This window comes from Paenarthrobacter sp. NPDC089307 (assembly GCF_040685055.1).
GTDB lineage: Bacteria > Actinomycetota > Actinomycetes > Actinomycetales > Micrococcaceae > Arthrobacter.
On record NZ_JBFBHE010000001.1, the window covers coordinates 52,334 to 70,787 of the forward strand.

18 protein-coding genes are annotated in these 18,454 nt (G+C 63.0%); 15 read left to right on the forward strand and 3 right to left on the reverse strand.

All coding sequences use genetic code 11. The features are described 5' to 3' along the window. Nucleotide 1 precedes the first annotated feature (1 nt). The 12 genes from murG (at nucleotide 2) to dnaE (ending at nucleotide 13,479) form a co-directional block, all read left to right on the forward strand. Nucleotides 2–1,117, forward strand: coding sequence for an undecaprenyldiphospho-muramoylpentapeptide beta-N-acetylglucosaminyltransferase (gene murG / locus AB0N72_RS00245; protein WP_363931295.1), 1,116 nt, complete (start codon nucleotides 2–4; stop codon nucleotides 1,115–1,117). Further along, a complete protein-coding gene (gene murC, locus AB0N72_RS00250) occupies nucleotides 1,114–2,484 on the forward strand; it encodes a UDP-N-acetylmuramate--L-alanine ligase (protein ID WP_363931296.1) in 1,371 nt (456 codons plus the stop codon). The genes murG and murC overlap by 4 nt, the downstream gene beginning before the upstream one ends. Beyond that, nucleotides 2,477–3,424 (forward strand): FtsQ-type POTRA domain-containing protein, encoded by a 948-nt coding sequence (locus AB0N72_RS00255; RefSeq protein WP_363931297.1) that lies wholly within the window; start codon nucleotides 2,477–2,479, stop codon nucleotides 3,422–3,424. The genes murC and AB0N72_RS00255 overlap by 8 nt, the downstream gene beginning before the upstream one ends. A gap of 217 nt (nucleotides 3,425–3,641) precedes the next feature. Next, entirely contained in the window at nucleotides 3,642–4,862 is a 1,221-nt protein-coding gene (gene ftsZ / locus AB0N72_RS00260) for a cell division protein FtsZ (protein WP_281452354.1), read from the forward strand. A 25-nt stretch (nucleotides 4,863–4,887) separates the two neighbouring features. Beyond that, a complete protein-coding gene (locus tag AB0N72_RS00265) occupies nucleotides 4,888–5,601 on the forward strand; it encodes a polyphenol oxidase family protein (RefSeq protein WP_363931298.1) in 714 nt (237 codons plus the stop codon). Next, nucleotides 5,594–6,343, forward strand: coding sequence for a YggS family pyridoxal phosphate-dependent enzyme (locus AB0N72_RS00270; protein WP_363931299.1), 750 nt, complete (start codon nucleotides 5,594–5,596; stop codon nucleotides 6,341–6,343). Before AB0N72_RS00265 ends, AB0N72_RS00270 begins: the two co-directional genes overlap by 8 nt. A gap of 85 nt (nucleotides 6,344–6,428) precedes the next feature. Beyond that, nucleotides 6,429–6,965: a cell division protein SepF gene (sepF, locus tag AB0N72_RS00275; protein ID WP_018779300.1), complete on the forward strand. Its 537-nt coding sequence runs from the start codon at nucleotides 6,429–6,431 to the stop codon at nucleotides 6,963–6,965. A gap of 108 nt (nucleotides 6,966–7,073) precedes the next feature. Next, complete coding sequence (locus AB0N72_RS00280; RefSeq protein ID WP_207597124.1) at nucleotides 7,074–7,361, forward strand: YggT family protein; 288 nt, start codon at nucleotides 7,074–7,076, stop codon at nucleotides 7,359–7,361. 155 nt (nucleotides 7,362–7,516) lie between these two features. Then, nucleotides 7,517–8,206, forward strand: a complete 690-nt coding sequence (locus AB0N72_RS00285; RefSeq protein WP_363931300.1) for a DivIVA domain-containing protein — start codon at nucleotides 7,517–7,519, stop codon at nucleotides 8,204–8,206. A 99-nt stretch (nucleotides 8,207–8,305) separates the two neighbouring features. Then, nucleotides 8,306–8,905 carry a signal peptidase II gene (lspA, locus tag AB0N72_RS00290; RefSeq protein WP_363931301.1) on the forward strand — a complete coding sequence of 200 codons (600 nt, stop codon included), beginning with the start codon at nucleotides 8,306–8,308 and terminating at the stop codon, nucleotides 8,903–8,905. Then, nucleotides 8,898–9,824, forward strand: coding sequence for an RluA family pseudouridine synthase (locus AB0N72_RS00295; protein WP_363931647.1), 927 nt, complete (start codon nucleotides 8,898–8,900; stop codon nucleotides 9,822–9,824). The genes lspA and AB0N72_RS00295 overlap by 8 nt, the downstream gene beginning before the upstream one ends. A 97-nt stretch (nucleotides 9,825–9,921) precedes the next feature. Next, nucleotides 9,922–13,479, forward strand: coding sequence for a DNA polymerase III subunit alpha (gene dnaE / locus AB0N72_RS00300; protein ID WP_363931302.1), 3,558 nt, complete (start codon nucleotides 9,922–9,924; stop codon nucleotides 13,477–13,479). A gap of 93 nt (nucleotides 13,480–13,572) precedes the next feature. Here dnaE and AB0N72_RS00305 read toward each other — a convergent pair whose 3' ends face one another. Further along, nucleotides 13,573–14,073 carry a flavin reductase family protein gene (locus tag AB0N72_RS00305; RefSeq protein WP_363931303.1) on the reverse strand — a complete coding sequence of 167 codons (501 nt, stop codon included), beginning with the start codon at nucleotides 14,071–14,073 and terminating at the stop codon, nucleotides 13,573–13,575. A 108-nt stretch (nucleotides 14,074–14,181) separates the two neighbouring features. Between AB0N72_RS00305 and AB0N72_RS00310 the strand changes: the two genes are divergently transcribed. The 3 genes from AB0N72_RS00310 (at nucleotide 14,182) to nrdR (ending at nucleotide 16,758) form a co-directional block, all read left to right on the forward strand. Next, nucleotides 14,182–14,715 (forward strand): hypothetical protein, encoded by a 534-nt coding sequence (locus AB0N72_RS00310; protein WP_363931304.1) that lies wholly within the window; start codon nucleotides 14,182–14,184, stop codon nucleotides 14,713–14,715. A gap of 4 nt (nucleotides 14,716–14,719) precedes the next feature. Beyond that, complete coding sequence (gene hisD, locus AB0N72_RS00315) at nucleotides 14,720–16,078, forward strand: histidinol dehydrogenase (protein ID WP_363931305.1); 1,359 nt, start codon at nucleotides 14,720–14,722, stop codon at nucleotides 16,076–16,078. Nucleotides 16,079–16,251: 173 nt separating this feature from the next. Next, a complete protein-coding gene (gene nrdR, locus AB0N72_RS00320; RefSeq protein WP_363931306.1) occupies nucleotides 16,252–16,758 on the forward strand; it encodes a transcriptional regulator NrdR in 507 nt (168 codons plus the stop codon). 60 nt (nucleotides 16,759–16,818) lie between these two features. Here the strand turns inward: nrdR and AB0N72_RS00325 are convergent, their stop codons facing one another. Continuing rightward, entirely contained in the window at nucleotides 16,819–17,586 is a 768-nt protein-coding gene (locus AB0N72_RS00325) for an SDR family oxidoreductase (RefSeq protein WP_363931307.1), read from the reverse strand. A gap of 7 nt (nucleotides 17,587–17,593) precedes the next feature. Then, the gene (ppgK, locus tag AB0N72_RS00330; protein WP_363931649.1) at nucleotides 17,594–18,397 is read right to left on the reverse strand and encodes a polyphosphate--glucose phosphotransferase; all 804 of its coding nucleotides are present in this window, start codon (nucleotides 18,395–18,397) and stop codon (nucleotides 17,594–17,596) included. Between the last annotated feature and the right edge of the window lie 57 nt (nucleotides 18,398–18,454).

The window sequence follows — 18,454 nt, forward strand, 5'->3', positions numbered from 1 at the left end:
CATGACTTCTGATTCCCACGCCTCAAAGCCTTTGTCGGTCGTTCTCGCAGGCGGCGGAACTGCCGGGCACATCAGCCCGCTGCTGGCGATCGCCGATGCCATCAAGGAAAAGCGTCCGGAGGCGTCCATCCTGACTGTAGGCACGCCGTCGGGCATGGAAACCAGGCTCGTCCCGGAAGCCGGGTACGAGTTGGCGACCATTGACAGGGTGCCGTTCCCGCGGCGGCCTTCCGCGGACCTTATCAAGCTGCCGGGCCGCCTCAGTGGAGCAATCAAGCAAGCCAGGCACATCCTGGAAGAAGCACGGGCCGACGTCCTGGTGGGCGTGGGCGGCTACGTCTGCACACCCATGTACCTGGCGGCGCGCAAGCTTGGTATTCCGATCGTTGTCCACGAGGCCAACATGAAGGCTGGCCTGGCCAACCGGGTCGGTGCCCGGTTCAGCAACCACGTCGCTGTTGCCTTCGCAGGGACCCGCTTGAGGGGCGCCCGCCACGTGGGCATGCCGATGCGGCGTGCCATCTCCACGCTCGACCGGAGCTCGGCAGGTCCGGCCGCCAAAGCCATGCTCGGCCTGGATCCTGACAGGCCTGCCTTGATTGTGACCGGCGGCTCGTCCGGCGCACTCAGCATCAACCGCGCCATCGCGGCGGCTTTGCCTGCCTTGGCCATGGCTGGGGTCCAGACGCTCCACATCACTGGTGTCGGCAAGGCAGTCAAGGATAACGACGGCGGACTGCTGGCCGGCGAAGGCTACCGCCAGGTTGAGTACGTGGACGGGATGGAGAATGTCTACGCTGCTGCCGATGTCCTGCTGGCCCGTGCCGGCGCCGGAACGGTCAGCGAAGTCGCAGCTGTTGGAGTCCCCGCAGTCTTCGTGCCACTGCCGATCGGAAACGGAGAGCAGGCCCTGAACGCGGCGCCCCTGGTGCAGGCCGGTGGCGCCCTTCTCGTGGAGGACCAGGACCTCAGTCCGGAGTGGCTGGAGCAGGAGCTTGTGCCGCTGCTCTCGGACCGCAGCAGGCTGGACGACATGGCCCGAAAATCCGAAGCCCTTGGTATTAGAAACGCCGACCAGCGCATGGCTGGTCTTGTCTTGGAAGCGGTATCCGCATGACCACCAACATCGCCCCCCTCGAGGACCTCGGCCGCGTCCACTTCATTGGCATCGGCGGCGTGGGCATGTCCGCCGTCGCCCGCATCATGGTTGCCCGGGGCGTCCCAGTGAGCGGCAGCGACGCCAAGGATCTGCCTGTCATGCAGGATCTCGCCGCGGCCGGTGCACGCATAGCGGTCGGATACGAAGCGGCGAACCTGGGCGATGCCCAGACCGTTGTCGCAGGCTCAGCCATCCGCGCGGACAACCCGGAACTCGTTGCGGCCAGGAGCGCAGGAGTGCCGGTCCTGCACCGTTCCGAAGGATTGGCGGCCACCATGGCCGGCCACCGCGTGGTCACTGTTGCCGGTACGCATGGGAAGTCCACCACGACGTCCATGGTCGCCGTCCTGCTCAAGGAGGCCGGCTTGGACCCGTCTTTCGCCATCGGCGCTAACGTTCCGGCACTCGGCGTCAATGCAGCCGACGGTTCCTCGGATATTTTCGTGGCCGAAGCCGATGAGTCCGATGGGTCCTTCCTGAATTACCGGCCGCTCATCTCGGTGGTGACCAACGTTGAGGCGGATCACCTGGACCACTACGGGACGCCGGAAGCCGTATTCGCCTCCTTTGACGCTTTCGCGGCGCTGTTGCCTGCTGAAGGCGTCCTGCTGGCCTGCGCCGATGACCCGGGCGCGCTTGCGCTCGCGCAACGGACGGCGGCGAAGGGAACCACTCGTGTACTGACGTACGGAACATCGGAGGACGCCGACATCAGGCTCCATGATGGGGGACCGGATGATGTGTCCGTCGGGCTCGGCGACGAATTCCACCGCCTCGAACTCAAGGTACCGGGCCGCCACAATGCGTTGAACGCAGCAGCAGCCTTCGCCGTCGCGCTTGAGCTTGGGGTGGCTCCTGCTGCCGCGGCGGCAGCGCTGGGTCACTTCACCGGGGCCTCACGGCGATTCGAACTGAAGGGGCAGGGGAGGGGTGTCCGGGTATACGACGACTACGCCCACCACCCCACAGAGGTTCGCGCGGCCCTTTCGGCAGCCCGTTCGGTGGCCGGCGGCCACAAGGTACATGTCCTTTTCCAGCCGCACCTTTTCTCGCGGACCCGGGAATTCGCCTCGGAATTTGCCTCTGCCCTGGATGCTGCCGACACCGCGCTGGTCCTGGACATCTATCCGGCCCGGGAGGACCCCATCCCGGGGGTCACCAGTTCCCTGATCTCCGATCAGCTGGCGAATGGACGCCTTGTAGCCGGAGCCGAAGCTGTGGATGCAATCACGGATGCGGCCGCGGAGGGTGACGTCGTGATCACCGTCGGGGCCGGAGACGTCACTGCCTTTGGTCCCGCCATTGTGGAGGCGCTGGGTGGCTAGCACCCGGAAGCCGACGTTCAAACCGGCTGCCCGGCAGGCAGAACCGGCCGGCGCCCGGCCCGCCAAGGCAGGGGGCGCCAACTCCGATGGCGTCATCAGCGCCCAGCGGGATCTTGAGCCTGAGGTGAGGCCGCTTGGCAAGCCTGCCGGGAAGCCTGCCGGGAAACCGGTGGGCCAACCTGCCGGAAAAGCGTCGTTGTCCTCCGGCTCACCGGAGGACAACGTCATTGCCTTTCCCGAGCCCAAGCGCAGGCGCCAACGGCGCATTGTGGGGTGGACGGTTTCGGTGGTGGCTGCCTTTATTGCCCTCCTGATCGCCGGGGCAATCTTTTCTCCGGTTCTGGCAGTGCGGACCATCACGGTTGACGGCACCACGCTGCTCACGCCCGACGCTGTCCAAAAGGCGTTGTCGGGCCTGGAAGGCAAGCCACTCCCACAGGTCAGCGAGCAGGAAATCAACGAGCTCCTCAAACCCTTGGTCCAGGTCCGGTCGGCCACCATGGAAGCCCGACCCCCGTCGGGGCTGTTGGTGCACGTCAATGAGCGTGTTCCCGTGGCTCTCTTGAAGCAGGGTGATTCCTACATCCTGGTTGATGTCGATGGAGTCCAGCTGGGTGCCACGCAGGATCCTTCTGCCGTGGCCTTGCCGCTGATCGATGCCGGCGCCGGATCAACCAATACGGAGTTGTTCAAGGCAATCGCCGCGGTTCTGGACACCCTGCCCGCGGACGTCCGGGCAAGGATGTCCACTGCCTCGGCGGCTTCTGCCGATGCCGTGGAACTGAAGCTCGTGGACGGAAAGACGGTAGTGTGGGGCAATGCCGAGGACAGGGAGTTGAAGGCGAAGGCACTTGAAGCGCTGCTCAAGATGCCGGCCGATCCCAAGGTTCCCGTCAACGTCTATGACGTCAGCGTTCCCCGGCATCCATTCACAAAATAAGCAGCTTTGAGAATGTAACCCTGCAGCCGGCGACAACCTTAATTCGCGACATTCACACGACACGCGCAAGCGGTCATTGCATGTGCGAACCATAGGAAATACCGTCGCAGTAGAGTTACTTGACATAACTATAACCTTCAACTAGAGGGTTAAGGTCCAAGGATTCAAGTTGGACTCGATCAGTTTCGCTATAGGACACAAGCAAGGGGCACGAAACGTGGCAGCACCGCAGAATTACCTGGCCGTCATCAAGGTCGTCGGCATCGGCGGCGGTGGCGTGAACGCAGTCAACCGCATGATCGAGGTCGGCCTTCGGGGAGTCGAGTTCATCGCCATCAATACTGACGCGCAGGCGCTGCTCATGAGCGACGCCGACGTCAAGCTTGACGTCGGCCGCGAACTGACGCGCGGTCTGGGCGCCGGAGCAAACCCGGAGGTCGGCAAGCAGGCCGCCGAGGACCACGCTGATGAGATCGAAGAAGTCCTCCGCGGCGCTGACATGGTCTTCGTTACCGCCGGAGAAGGCGGTGGCACCGGCACCGGTGGAGCTCCCGTCGTTGCGCGCATCGCCCGTTCACTGGGTGCGCTGACCATTGGCGTGGTGACCCGGCCGTTCACGTTCGAGGGCCGTCGTCGTGCAGGTTCCGCCGAAGCCGGCATTGACGCCCTTCGCGACGAGGTCGACACCCTGATCGTGATCCCCAACGATCGCCTGCTGTCCATCAGCGACCGCAACGTCTCTGTCCTTGACGCCTTCCGCTCCGCGGACCAGGTGCTGCTCTCCGGTGTCCAGGGCATTACCGACCTCATCACCACGCCGGGCCTGATCAACCTCGACTTTGCCGACGTCAAGTCCGTCATGCAGGGCGCCGGCTCCGCCCTGATGGGTATTGGTTCGGCCCGCGGTGAGGATCGTGCTGTCAAGGCTGCGGAACTTGCCATCGCCTCCCCGCTCCTGGAGGCTTCCATTGACGGTGCCCACGGTGTCCTGCTCTCCATCCAGGGTGGCTCGGACCTCGGCCTCTTCGAAATCAACGAGGCAGCCCGCCTTGTGCAGGAAGTCGCGCACCCCGAAGCCAACATCATCTTCGGTGCCGTCATCGACGACGCCCTGGGTGACGAAGCCCGCGTAACTGTCATTGCCGCAGGTTTTGACGACGTCAAGGCAACTTCGCCTTCCATGGACCAGTCCCGTCCGGCCCAGAACCCCGTGCCGGCCGATCGTCCGGCCGCGCCGTCCAGCGCCCCGTCGAACGCTGCCGCCCCGCAGCACGCCACTGCTGGCATCGGCGCCGCAGGCCTGAGCAACTGGGGCCAGCAGCGTCCTTCCGCCCTCCCCGCCGACTCGGGCTTCGACGTCGATCTCCCCGCAGTAGTGGAACCGGATCTTTCGGGCAGCCGCTCTGACGACCTCGACGTTCCTGACTTCTTGAAGTAAGCCACGTTCGAAAGAGTCGGTATTGGTGTTTTTGTGGCGCGATGAAGTCCGGCCCGGCGTCTCTGTAGCCTTCACGGATACAGGCGCCGGGAACCTGGCCCTCCACGTGGGGGACAACCCGCAGGACGTTCATATCCGCCGCAGCCGGTTGGAAGAGGCTGCGAGGTTGGGTGCGAACAGATTCCAATTCATGGATCAAGTGCACGGCAACCACGTGGAATTCATCGAGTCCCACGGTGCCGGTCCGACCGCCGATGCCATGGTCTCGGCGGCGGTGCTGCCGGATCAAGCGCCCCAACCCTTGGCCGTCATGGTGGCTGATTGCGTGCCGGTGGTGCTGGTTGGGACCGATTCCGTCAATCGGCCGGTCATCGCCGTGGCCCATGCCGGGCGCCCTGGCGTTGCCGCAGGCATTGTTCCTGCCACGGTTGCCGAAATGCGCAACCGCGGGGCCGTGGATATCCGGGGTTGGGTAGGCCCATCCATTTGCGGATCCTGTTACGAGGTCCCGGAGCAATTGCGTTCCGAGGTCGCGGCACACGTTCCGGCGACGTGGTCTTCCACTTCCTGGGGCACCCCGTCCTTGGACTTGCCCGCTGGAGTCCAGGCCCAATTGGGGGAGTCCGGCGTCGTCGTGGAGTACTTGGGGGAGTGCACCTTGGAAAGCGATGCGCTGTTTTCATACCGGCGGGACTCCCGTACCGGCAGATTCGCAGGATTGGTGTGGACGCATGACTAGCCAAGGCAACGACCAAGTGCGATGGGACGCTGACGCCCGCGCTGCCGCGCTTGCGGAGCGCCTCGACGTCGTCCGCCGCCGAATTGACGCAGCCACGGCAGCCGCCGGTCGCGCCGAAGTGCCCCGGTTGATAGTCGTGACCAAGTTCCATCCTGCGGACGACGTTCGCCGGCTGGCGGCCCTGGGGATCACCGACGTCGGAGAAAACCGCGACCAGGAGGCTGCGGCAAAAGCCGCCGAGCTCAGTGGGTTGGCCATCCGCTGGCATTTCATTGGCCAGCTGCAAAGCAACAAGGCCAAGTCCGTCGCCAAATATGCTTCCTCGGTCCAGTCGATCGACAGGCCCCAATTAGTAGACGCACTGGCAAAAGCCATGGCCCGGGAGCAGGATGCCACAGGCAGGGACGATCTCGATTGCTTCATCCAGGTCAGCCTGGACAACGACGCCGGCGGGCACAGGGGCGGTGCCGCTCCGGCAGACGTGAGGGACCTCGCCGGAAGAATCGAGTCTGCGGACGGCCTGCGGTTGGCAGGCCTGATGGCAGTTGCGCCGCTTGGCGCCGATCCGGAAGAGGCTTTCGACAGGTTGGCCGGCATTTCCGAGGCTCTGCGGGGCGACCATCCCTCCGCGACAGGCATCTCCGCTGGCATGAGCCAGGACTTGGAAGCCGCGGTAAAGTTCGGGGCGACACACCTGAGAATTGGCTCCGATATTCTCGGTTCCCGTCCGGCCGTGGGGTAGCGTCAAAGTATTGGAATGACGGGCCGGGGTTCCAATATGTCAAGTCATGGCGGCCCGCCTACTGCAGAAATGATAGGAGTGCACCATGGCTGGCGCTCTGCGCAAGACAATGATCTATCTTGGGCTCGCCGACGGCGATGAACACTACGAATCTGAGCAGTCCGTCGCCGCGCACCACGACGAAGAACGCCCCCAGACGCAGGATCGGGAAGAGCGACGCGCGCCCGCTCCCGTCCGGGAAGTTGTCCGTGAAATGCCACCCGTTGAGGTCGAAGAGGAATACCGCGCACCCGTGACACCAATTAAGCGTGCGGCGTCCAGCCGCGAAGATGCCTCGGGCTTGAGGCAGATCACCACCGTTCATCCCCGTTCCTACAACGATGCCAAGGTCATCGGTGAGAGCTTCAGGGACGGCATCCCGGTCATCATGAATGTCACCGACATGGGCGAAGCAGATGCCAAGCGCCTGGTGGACTTCTCCGCCGGACTCGTCTTTGGGCTGCACGGCAGTATCGAGCGGGTCACCAACAAGGTCTTCCTGTTGTCGCCGTCGTATGTTGAAGTCATCGGAGATGACAAGAAGGCCAGCGAAACGCAGGCCAGCTTCTTCAACCAAAGCTGACAACAAGCTGTTAAGCGGATGCCAGGCGGGTCACCCTGCCTGGCATCTGTGTTGCAATAGTAGGGACCGATCGGCATTCCGGAACAAGTGGGAGATCTGAGCTAACTCGTGGGCATTGTTTTCGGCCTTATCTATATTGTGTTGTTGCTGTTCTTCATCGCCCTGATCATCCGCCTCATCTTCGAGTGGGTCCAGATGTTCGCCCGCCAGTGGCGGCCTCGGGGTGTGGCATTGGTTACAGCACATGTGGTTTACTCCGTCACGGATCCTCCCCTGGGAAGGCTCCGTCGGCTGATACCCCCACTGCAACTGGGCGGAATTTCCTTGGATTTGGGCTTCCTGATCCTGATAATTGCCGTGAGTATCGCCATGGCGGTGACCAACAGCCTGGCTTAGCTGCCCGCGGAACCTGGACCACCGATGGTTCACAGGCCGCAAATTCGCCAATTCAACACGATGGTGTTGAATTGGAGGAACAAGATGTTATTTAGGTACCGTAGTTTTGAACGGCCGGAAGGCCTACTGACTAACTAGACCAACGAGGTGACCAGATGGCTTTGACGCCAGAAGACGTTGTCAACAAGCGCTTTCAGCCGACCAAGTTCCGCGAAGGCTACGACCAGGACGAGGTCGATGACTTCCTCGACGAGATCGTGGTGGAACTGCGCCGCTTGAACCAGGAAAACGACGAGCTCCGCAAGAAGCTCGGCGAGGCTGGTTCCGCTGTGCCTGCTGCAACTGCTGCGGCTCCGGTCGTCGAAAAGGTTCCGGCTCCCGTCAAGGTCGACAAGGAAGCTGAGGCGAAGGCCGAGGCTGAAGCCAAGGCTGCCGAAGCTGCCAAGAAGAAGGAAGCCGAACAGGCTGCCGCCGCTGCCAAGGCTCCGGCCGCAAGCAACAGCCTTACCCCCTCCGCTGAATCCGCTGCAGGCCTGCTCGCCATGGCGCAGCAGATGCACGACAAGCACGTATCCGACGGTGCGCAGCAGAAGGAAAAGATCATTGCCGAGGCTCAGATCGAGGCTTCCAGCCTCGTCAACGACGCCCAGGAGAAGTCCCGCAAGATCCTTGGCGCCCTCGAGCAGCAGCGTTCTGTCCTTGAGCGCAAGGTTGAGCAGCTCCGTGGCTTCGAGCGCGACTACCGTTCACGCCTGAAGGCCTACATCGAAGGCCAGCTGCGCGATCTCGACGCCCGTGGTTCCGTTGCTGCCCCTGAGGTCGGCGAAGCAACCGCAGACGTTTAGCAAGTATTCTGAAGGCCGGTGGCTGAGGACTCCTCGGCCGCCGGCCTTTGCTGTTAAAGCTCCAAAAGCAGACTGCCACGCCTCCCGAATGAAAGCACTATGACCGACGACCTTACCAATGACGCCTCGCAGCCAGCGCCCACAGCGCAGCGCAAGTGGCGTCCGGCCATGCTCTGGCTTTTTGCCGGCTTCGCCGCGTTCGCCTACGCGTTTGACCAGTTCACCAAGCTCTGGGTGACCAGCACCATGACGGAGGGCGAACGGATTCCGGTCCTGCCCCCACTCTTGCACTGGTACTACATCAGGAATTCCGGTGCCGCGTTTTCCATCGGCGAAAACGTGACGTGGATTTTCACGATCGTCATGGCCGCAGTATCGGTGGCCATCCTGTTCCAGCTTCGCCGCCTGGGATCTGCGTGGTGGGCACTCTCTCTTGGGCTTCTCCTGGGAGGCGCGCTTGGCAACCTGACGGATCGCCTTTTCCGGGAGCCCTCGTTCGCCATGGGCCATGTGGTCGACTTCATCCAGCTGCCCAATTTCGCCATCTTCAACATCGCCGACTCCGCGGTGGTATCTGGCGTTGTCATTATCTGTTTGCTGACTCTGCGGGGTATCGGCATGGACGGTACCCGGCACGTGGCTGCCGCGAAGTCTTCCGGGGATGCCAAGGCAGCTGGCGGCGGTGCTTCCGGTGAGTGACCCGGTGGTTGTACCTGAGCATCTGGCGGGTGTCAGGGCGGATGCCGGCCTGTCCCAATTGCTGGACATTTCGCGTTCCGCCGCGGCGCTGCTGATTGCCGAGGGCAACGTCACCAGCGCCGGCGCACCTCTGGGAAAGTCGGCAAAGCTTGTCGCCGGAGCAGTACTGGACGTTACTGTTCCGGACCGGCGTGACCCCCTGGAAGTGGTGGAGGAAGTTGTGGAAGGCCTGAAGATCCTGCTGGACGACGAAGACTTCGTTGTCATCGACAAACCTGTAGGAGTGGCAGCGCACCCATCTCCCGGGTGGGTGGGCCCCACGGTGGTTGGCGGCCTCGCCGGGGCGGGTTACAGGATCTCCACGTCCGGGGCGCCTGAGCGGGCCGGAATCGTCCACAGGCTCGACGTCGGCACGTCCGGTGTCATGGTCGTGGCGAAGACCGAACATGCCTACACGGTGTTGAAGCGGGCATTCAAGGAACGCACGGTTGACAAGGTCTATCACGCCGTTGTCCAGGGCCTGCCTGATCCTTTGGTCGGCACCATTGACGCTCCCATTGGCCGCCACCCTGGCCACGACTGGCGTTTTGCCGTCATTGAGGACGGACGTCCCTCGGTAACCCACTATGAGGTCCTGGAGGCCTTCGGCAAAGCGACCCTGGTGGAAGTGCACCTGGAGACAGGACGGACCCACCAGATCCGGGTTCACTTCTCCGCGTTGCGTCATCCCTGTGCTGGAGATCTCACGTACGGCGCCGATCCCCGGCTGGCAGCGACCCTGGGGTTGACGAGGCAGTGGTTGCATGCACGCCAGCTCGGCTTCACACATCCCCGAACAGGGGAATGGGTGGAAGTTGCCAGCGAGTACCCGGCAGACCTCCAGTACGCCCTGGATCTGCTCGCCACAGGATCCGCCTAGCCTGAATGGTTGCCGTGAACCGGGAGGTGCCGTGGACTGGTAGATTGTCCAGTCGCGGTTCCGTTTTCCGTCGGCCCCGGGACGGTAGACTGTCGTGGTGACTTCCAGCAATGATTCGTTCGTCCACCTTCACACCCACACCGAATACTCCATGCTGGATGGAGCGGCCCGGCTGGGGGAGCTGTTCGACGAAACTGAACGCCTGGGCATGCCGGCCCTGGCTACCACGGACCATGGCTACCTCTTTGGAGCCTTCGATTTCTGGCGCAAGGCGACGGACAAGGGCATCAAGCCGATCATCGGCGTCGAAGCCTATGTGACGCCCGGGACCGCCCGCGGTGACAAAGAGCGTGTTCGCTGGGGCGACGAGAGCCAGCGCAAGGACGACGTCTCCGGTGGTGGTTCATACACCCACATGACGTTGCTCAGCTACAACAACGTGGGCATGAGGAACCTGTTCCGCGCCTCGTCGATCGCATCCTTGGATTCTGTCTTCGGCAAGTGGCCGCGCCTGGACCGCGAATTGCTCAACACCTACTCTGAAGGCCTCATTGCCACCACGGGGTGCCCGTCCGGTGAGGTACAAACCAAATTGCGGTTGGGCCTTTACCGCGAGGCTGTGGAAGCAGCTGCCGAATTCCGCGACATCTTCGGCGCGGAAAACTACTTCTGCGAGTTGATGGACCACGGGCTGGACATCGAACGGCGCGTTACAGGTGACCTGCTCCGCCTGGCCAAGGAACTCAACCTGCCGCTGGTAGCCACCAACGACCTCCACTACACCCATGAGCACGACGCCAAGGCCCACGAGGCCCTCCTGGCGATCCAGTCCGGTTCCACGCTGCTGGAGCCAACCTACGACAACGGCGGTTCCCGCTTCGCCTTCTCGGGAAGTGGCTATTACCTGAAGTCCCCGCAGGAAATGCGCGAGCTGTTCCGCGACCACCCGGAAGCCTGCGACAACACGCTCCTCATCGCCGAGCGCTGCGAAGTTTCCTTCAATACGGGCGCGAACTACATGCCACGCTTCCCCTGCCCGCCCGGCGAAGACGAGACGTCGTGGCTGGTCAAGGAAGTGGACGCCGGCCTCAAGTACCGTTATCCCCAAGGCATTCCCGACAAGGTCCGCAAGCAGGCGGACTATGAACTCGGCGTCATCACGTCCATGGGCTTCCCGGGATACTTCCTTGTCGTGGCGGACTTCATCAACTGGGCCAAGAACAACGGCATTCGCGTGGGTCCGGGTCGTGGCTCCGGTGCAGGTTCAATGGTGGCCTACGCCATGCGCATCACCGACCTCGACCCGCTGCAGCACGGCCTGATCTTCGAACGCTTCCTCAACCCGGACCGCGTTTCCATGCCCGACTTCGACGTCGACTTCGATGATCGTCGCCGCTCGGAAGTGATCGACTACGTCACCAAGAAGTACGGCGACGAGCGCGTGGCGATGATCGTGACGTATGGAACCATCAAGACCAAGCAGGCGCTTAAGGACTCCTCACGCGTGCTCGGCTACCCGTTCAGCATGGGTGAGACGTTGACCAAGGCTCTTCCGCCGGCTGTCATGGCCAAGGACATTCCGCTGGCGGATATCCAGAACCCGGAGTCAAAGCGCTACAGCGAAGCAGGAGATTTCCGCCAGCTGATCGCCACCGACCCGGAGGCCGCGAAGGTCTTCGAGACCGCGTTGGGCATCGAGGGCTTGAAACGCCAGTGGGGCGTCCACGCGGCCGGCGTCATCATGTCCTCGGACCCCATCATCGACGTCATTCCGATCATGCGCCGGTTCCAGGACGGCCAGGTCATCACCCAGTTCGACTACCCCACTTCCGAGGGCCTCGGCCTGATCAAGATGGACTTCCTGGGCCTCCGAAACCTGACGATCATTTCGGACGCCCTGGAAAACATCAAAATGAACCGCGGCATCGACCTCGACCTCGAAAATCTCGCGCTGGACGACGCTGCCTCCTATGAGCTTCTGGCCCGGGGAGACACCTTGGGCGTGTTCCAGCTCGACGGCGGCCCCATGCGGTCGCTGCTCAAGCTCATGAAGCCTGACAACTTCGAAGACATTTCCGCAGTCCTGGCCCTGTACCGGCCGGGCCCCATGGGCGCGAACGCCCACACGGATTACGCCCTGCGCAAGAACGGCATTCAGGAAGTCATCCCGATCCATCCGGAGTTGGAGGAGCCGCTCAAGGAAATCCTCGGCGGCACCTTCGGCCTGATCGTGTACCAGGAGCAGGTCATGGCCGTGGCGCAGAAGCTGGCAGGCTACTCGCTTGGCCAGGCAGACATTCTTCGCCGCGCCATGGGCAAGAAGAAGAAGTCCGAACTGGACAAGCAGTTCGCCGGATTCTCCCAAGGCATGCAGGACAACGGTTATTCCATGGCTGCGGTCAAGACGCTCTGGGACATCCTGCTTCCGTTCTCCGACTACGCCTTCAACAAGGCGCACTCGGCCGCCTACGGGGTTATCTCCTACTGGACGGCCTACTTGAAGGCGCACTACGCGCCGGAGTACATGGCGGCCCTGCTGACCTCTGTGGGTGATGACAAGGACAAGTCCGCCATCTACCTCAACGAGTGCCGCCGCATGGGCATCACGGTGCTCCCACCGGATGTCAACGAATCGTCGCTGAACTTCACCCCGGTGGGAACGGACATCCGTTTCGGCATGGGTGCCATCCGAAACGTTGGCGTCAACGTGGTGGATGCCATGGTCTCCACACGGGCTACGGAGGGAAAGTACACGTCCTTCAAGGACTTCCTCCTGAAGGTCCCCGCGGTGGTATGCAACAAACGCACCATTGAATCGTTGATCAAGGCCGGCGCCTTCGACTCCCTGGGCCACCATCGCAGGGCCCTGGCGATGATTCACGAAGAAGCGATCGATTCCGTGATTACCCTCAAGCGCAATGAGGCGATCGGGCAGTTCGATCTCTTCGCCGGGTTTGAAGACCAGGAGCCGGAAGCTTCGCTCACCACCGAGATCCCGGACCTGCCTGAATGGGAAAAGAAGGACAAGCTCTCCTTCGAGCGGGACATGTTGGGCTTGTACGTGTCCGACCACCCCCTGCAGGGGCTGGAGGGTGTGCTGAGCCAGCATGCGGAACAGTCCATTGCCTCGATCATCGCCGAGGACGGACCACACGACGGCGCCATAGTCACCATCGCCGGCATGATCACCTCCTTGAGCCGCAGGATCGCGAAAGCCAGTGGCAACGCCTACGCCAGGGCGGAAATCGAGGACCTTGGTGCGTCGATGGAGGTCATGTTCTTTGGCCAGGTCTACGGTCCCATTGCCTCGGTGCTGGCCGAAGACCTGATCGTGGTGGTCAAGGGCCGGCTGCAGCGTCGGGATGATGGCGCTGTGACATTGAACTGCATGGAACTCTCGGTTCCGGACCTGAGCGAAAGCGTCAACGGTCCCGTAGTGATCACGATTCCCACGTTCAAGGCTACTGAGGCCGTCGTCACGGACCTGCGCGATGTCCTTCGCACGCACCGCGGGAATTCAGAGGTCCGGCTGAAGCTCATGGGCGATACCAAGGTGGAGGTCATGGGCCTGCCAGTGCACCTTCGGGTGAACCCCAGCCCGTCGCTCTTTGGAGATCTCAAGGTCCTGCTGGGACCGGCCTGCCTGGATAACTAGGCTGCCCGGACAACTAGGCTGCGTGGACAGCTGGCCATTCTGGCCAGCTGTCCTGTCTCGATCACTGGCAAGCCAGCTGCAAGGCCGGCGGGATCAGATCTCGTAGTCGAGCGGCGTCGGCTTGCTGTAGGCGCCGCTGTGGTACAGCAGCGGAGCGCCGTCCCCGCCCACTTGCCCGTCCACTACCTCCACGACAACCACTGCGTTGTTCTCGAAGGACAGCCGCATCTGGATCTTGCCCACCAGCCAGCCGCTGACGTCCTTAAGGATGGGTACCTCGTGAGGGCCGGGTTCCCAGTGGTCGCCCTCGAACCGGTCGCGGGTCCGTGCGAAGCGGTTGGCCAGGGCCTGGTTTTCGAGCCCCAGCATGTGAACGCCGATGTATTCGGCGTTCGCCACTGCGGGCCACGAACTGGAACTCCTGGCCATGTTGAACGTGAAGCGTGGAGGCTCGGCGGACAGTGACGCCACGGACGTGGCCGTGAAACCGAAGGGTTTGCCGTTGAGATTGGCCGTAATGATGGCAACTCCTGCGGCATGCCTGCGGAACATTTCCCGGAATGTCTGTTCGAAGCCGGATGGTTCGCTTGCCACGGTGCTGTTCTCCTGGGGTGGGCTTGTGCTCTCTTCCCAGAGTATTCCTCCCGCGCTGAGGATCACCCTTTTGCGGGGCAAGCGTGAACCTTTGTTAATCTGGGTTGCATGACCGAGCCAATTGTGAACCTTCCAGCTGTTTCCGAACCGGCTTCGGGCCCCGGAATACGCCCAGCGAAGGACATCCTATGGCTTGTTCTGCCTGCGGTTTCCGGAATCGTCGTGGGCCTGCTGTGGTGGTTGTTGGCTCCAGGGGGCCTCAACCTCCTCTCCGGCAATCCTGATCTGTCCAATCCTGACAACCCCGAGTCGTGGCTGCCGCGCGACCTGGTCCTCGCGGCCTTGATGCTGGTGTCGGGGTGCGCCACAGGCCTCTTGCTGGACGGGAAGCTTCTGGGATCCAGCGCCCGCCGCCGTTTGGTGTACGCCCTGCTTGGAGGAGTGGCAGGTGCACTCACAGCGTGGCTGGCCGGCCTGCTGGCCGCGCAGTTGTGGGGTCCTCCGCCCAACCCGAACCTCGGTCCAGGGTATGGGTTCACGCTCCGGTCCTACGCCGTCCTTCTTCTCTGGACCGGTGCCACAGCCTTCGTCACGTTCGTTCTGTCTTTATTCGGGGTTCTCTCAACCAAGCCCGTAAAATAGCCGGGTGACCACTTCCTCCGATACTTCCGCCCCAACCGCCCTCAATTTCCGGAGCATTGACTTCCGGGGCCGCCGCCTCTCCTTGGCCGAGCTCCGCGCAGCAGTTCCCAGGGCACGTCATCAGACCATGGCGGATGCGGAACAGAAGGTCCAGGACATCATTACCGCTGTCCGCGACCGCGGCTTCAGCGCCTTGGCAGAGCTGGCCAGCACGTTCGACGGCGTTGAGCAGTCGCACCCCAGGGTTTCCCCGGAAGCGTTGACCCAGGCCCTGGCCGGGCTTGATCCGGACGTCCGCGCCGCCCTTGAGGAGTCAATAAGCCGTGCACGGCAGTTCGCCGAGAGGCAGCGCCCCAGCAACGTGGACGTTTCGCTGGGCGACGGCGCCGTTGTCAGCCAGAACTGGATTCCGGTGGGCCGCGTGGGGCTGTACGTTCCCGGAGGCCTCGCTCCGCTGGCGTCGTCGGTCATCATGAACGTTGTCCCCGCGGTAGCCGCCGGCGTCGAATCCATCGCTTTGGCGTCACCGCCGCAGAAGGACTTTGGCGGACTTCCGCACCCCACGATCCTCGCGGCAGCCAAGCTTTTGGGAATCGACGAGGTCTACGCCATCGGCGGCGCCCAGGCCATTGTGTCTTTCGCCTACGGCATCCCGGGCTCCGGGGATGAACTGCCCATCGAGCCCGTGGATGTTGTTACGGGTCCCGGCAACATCTTCGTGGCCACGGCCAAACGCCTGGTCAAAGGCGTGGTGGGCATCGACTCGGAGGCGGGAACAACCGAGATCGCCATCCTTGCCGACTCCAGCGCCCAGGCCCCATTGGTGGCGGCCGACCTCATCAGCCAGGCAGAGCATGATCCCAAAGCAGCTTCGGTCCTGGTGACCGACTCCGCGGAGCTGGCCGCCGCCGTCGTCAGTGAGCTCGAACGGCAAGCGGCCGCAACCAAGCACAGCGCCCGCGTTCTGGAGGCCCTGTCCGGTCCGCAGTCCGGCGTGGTGCTGGTGGATGACCTTGAGCAAGGTATTGCGGTCTGCAATGCGTATGCCGCAGAGCACCTTGAAATCATGACGGCGGACGCGTCCGGGGTGGCTGCGCGGATCCACAACGCCGGGGCAATTTTCGTGGGGGATTACAGCCCCGTCAGCCTGGGCGACTACTGCGCCGGCTCAAACCACGTGCTGCCTACCAGCGGTACAGCGGCGTTTTCTTCGGGATTGAACGTAACTACCTTCCTCCGGGCCGTGCAGGTCATCAATTACGACCGCGGGGCCCTTGAACAGGTCAGCAGCCACATCGTCAGCCTGTCCGGTGCAGAGGACCTCCCGGGCCACGGTGATGCCGTCCGCATCCGCTTTCAGTAGCCCGATAACCACTACATATAAGGGTCGCCACCACTACATGTAGTAATTACAAGCTTGTCATTAGGGTGTTCATCTACGTAAACTGGTGCCGGAAGTGAATCTTCCGGCACCTTTTCGTATCCGGCGTCCTGCCGGGTTGGTCGCCGTGCCGGAGTTGTCAGGGGAGGCCCAGCGTGTATTGTCCGTTCTGCCGGAATCCCGATTCCCGGGTTGTCGACAGCCGTATGGCAGACGACGGCTCGTCCATCCGCCGCCGCCGGCAGTGCCCGGAATGTGGCCGCCGCTTCACAACCGTGGAGACCACCAGCCTCTCCGTGATCAAACGCTCCGGGGTGGGTGAACCATTCAGCCGTATCAAGGTCGTCAGTGGCGTGCGCAAAGCCTGCCAGGGACGGCCGGTGACCGAAGACGACCTCGCCATGCTTGCCCAGGAAGTGGAAGAAAACATCCGCTCCTCCGGCGCAGCAGAGATCGATGCCCACGAGGTAGGGCTCGCCATCCTTGGACCGCTCCGCAAACTGGATGAGGTTGCCTACCTCCGCTTCGCAAGCGTCTACCAGGCTTTTGAATCACTGGATGACTTCGAATCCGCTATTGCGCTGCTTCGCCATGAGCATGAAGAAGGCAACGGTAAAGCCGGCAGCAAGCAACCCAAAGGCTCCGAGGCGAGCCAACTATAGCTCCGGTGGCGGCCGCGGAGGGGAAGCCGCAGCCGCCACCGGCACCACAGCATGGCTTGATCAGCGGCCGCCGGAGACCGGGAGCACCGCGCCGGTGATGTAGGCCGCCTCGCTGGACATCAGCCACATCACCGCTGCCGCTACTTCTTCCGGTTCGGCCGCACGGCCCATGGGAATCGTAGGGTTGAGCCGTTCCACCCTGTCCGGCATGCCGGCTGCCGCGTGCAATCCGGTATTGGTGCTTCCCGGGGCCACTGCGTTGACCCGGATGCCTTGCTTGGCGACTTCGGCGGCGAGGCCCACCGTCAGTACGTCCACAGCACCCTTGGTCGCGGCATAGTGCACCCAGGTGCCGGGGGAGCCGGCTTTGGTGGCCGTGGAGGAGACGTTGACGATGGAACCACCTGGACCACCGGAATCCACCGAAAGCTGCCGCACGGCTTCCTGGCACATGTAGATCATGCCTGCCACGTTGACGTCGCATACCCGCTGAACTGTCATTGCGGGTACGTCCACCAGGGGACCAATGAGGTCGCCCGTAATGGCCGCGTTGTTGATGACGGCGGTCACCGTACCCCAGCGTGCCGCTTCCTTGAACAAGCGCTCGACGTCGGCGGGCTGGCTGACGTCCGCCTGTACCTGATAGGCGCTCCCGCCGCGGGCACGGATGCCCTTGACGACGGAATCAGCGCCCTTGGCGTCCGAAGAGTAATTGACGACGACCACGTAGCCCGCCAACGCCGCCGCCTGGGCAACGGCGGCACCGATCCCGCGGCTTGCCCCGGTGATGATGGCGACTTTGCCGCTTTTGCCCATGTCTTCGGCCATGCGGGGTTTACTTGGCGAGCTTGTGGTGCAGCGCTACTTCGAGGGCCGCTCCAACGATGCCGGCGTCGTTCTTCAATTTTGCGGTCACGATCTTGGTGCGGAGCTCGAGGTGGGGGAAGTACTCGTCTGAGCGCTTGGAGATGCCGCCGCCCACGATGAAAAGCTCAGGGGAGAACAGGAATTCCACGTGCTGGAGGTAGCGGTTGAGCAGGACGCCGTATTCGTCCCAGCTGAGGCCATCGCGTTCGCGGGCCACTGCCGAAGCCTTGGTCTCGGCGTCGTGTCCGTCCACTTCAAGGTGGCCAAGTTCGGCATTGGGAACCAACTGGCCGTTGAAGATGAATGCTGAGCCGATGCCGGTGCCCAGGGTGATCACCAGGACGGTCCCGTCAACACCTTCGCCAGCGCCATAGCGTGCTTCCGCGAGGCCTGCCGCGTCGGCGTCGTTGATGACCTCAACCGGGCGGCCCAGGCGGTGGGTGAACTTCTTGTCGATGTCGGTCTCGAGCCAGGACTTGTCCACATTGGCTGCGGAGTGGACCACGCCGTGCTGGATGATGCCGGGAAAAGTCACGCCTACCGGGGAATCCGCTGCCGGGGCGTCGGGTCGCTTGGACAGTTCCTCGACGATCTCGGCGACGACGTCGGCCACGGCTTCAGGCGTAGCCGGTTGCGGTGTGGGAACGCGGAAGCGGTCACCGATCAGTTTGCCCTTCTTGAGGTCGACGATGCCGCCTTTGATGCCGGTACCGCCGATGTCGATACCGATCAGCGGTGCGTTCTTGTGGGTTTTCTCATCCTTTTTGGACAATGCAATTCCGATCATGGCAGGAGGGGATGGGCAAGGCACAGCCGGCCGGGCTGCGTG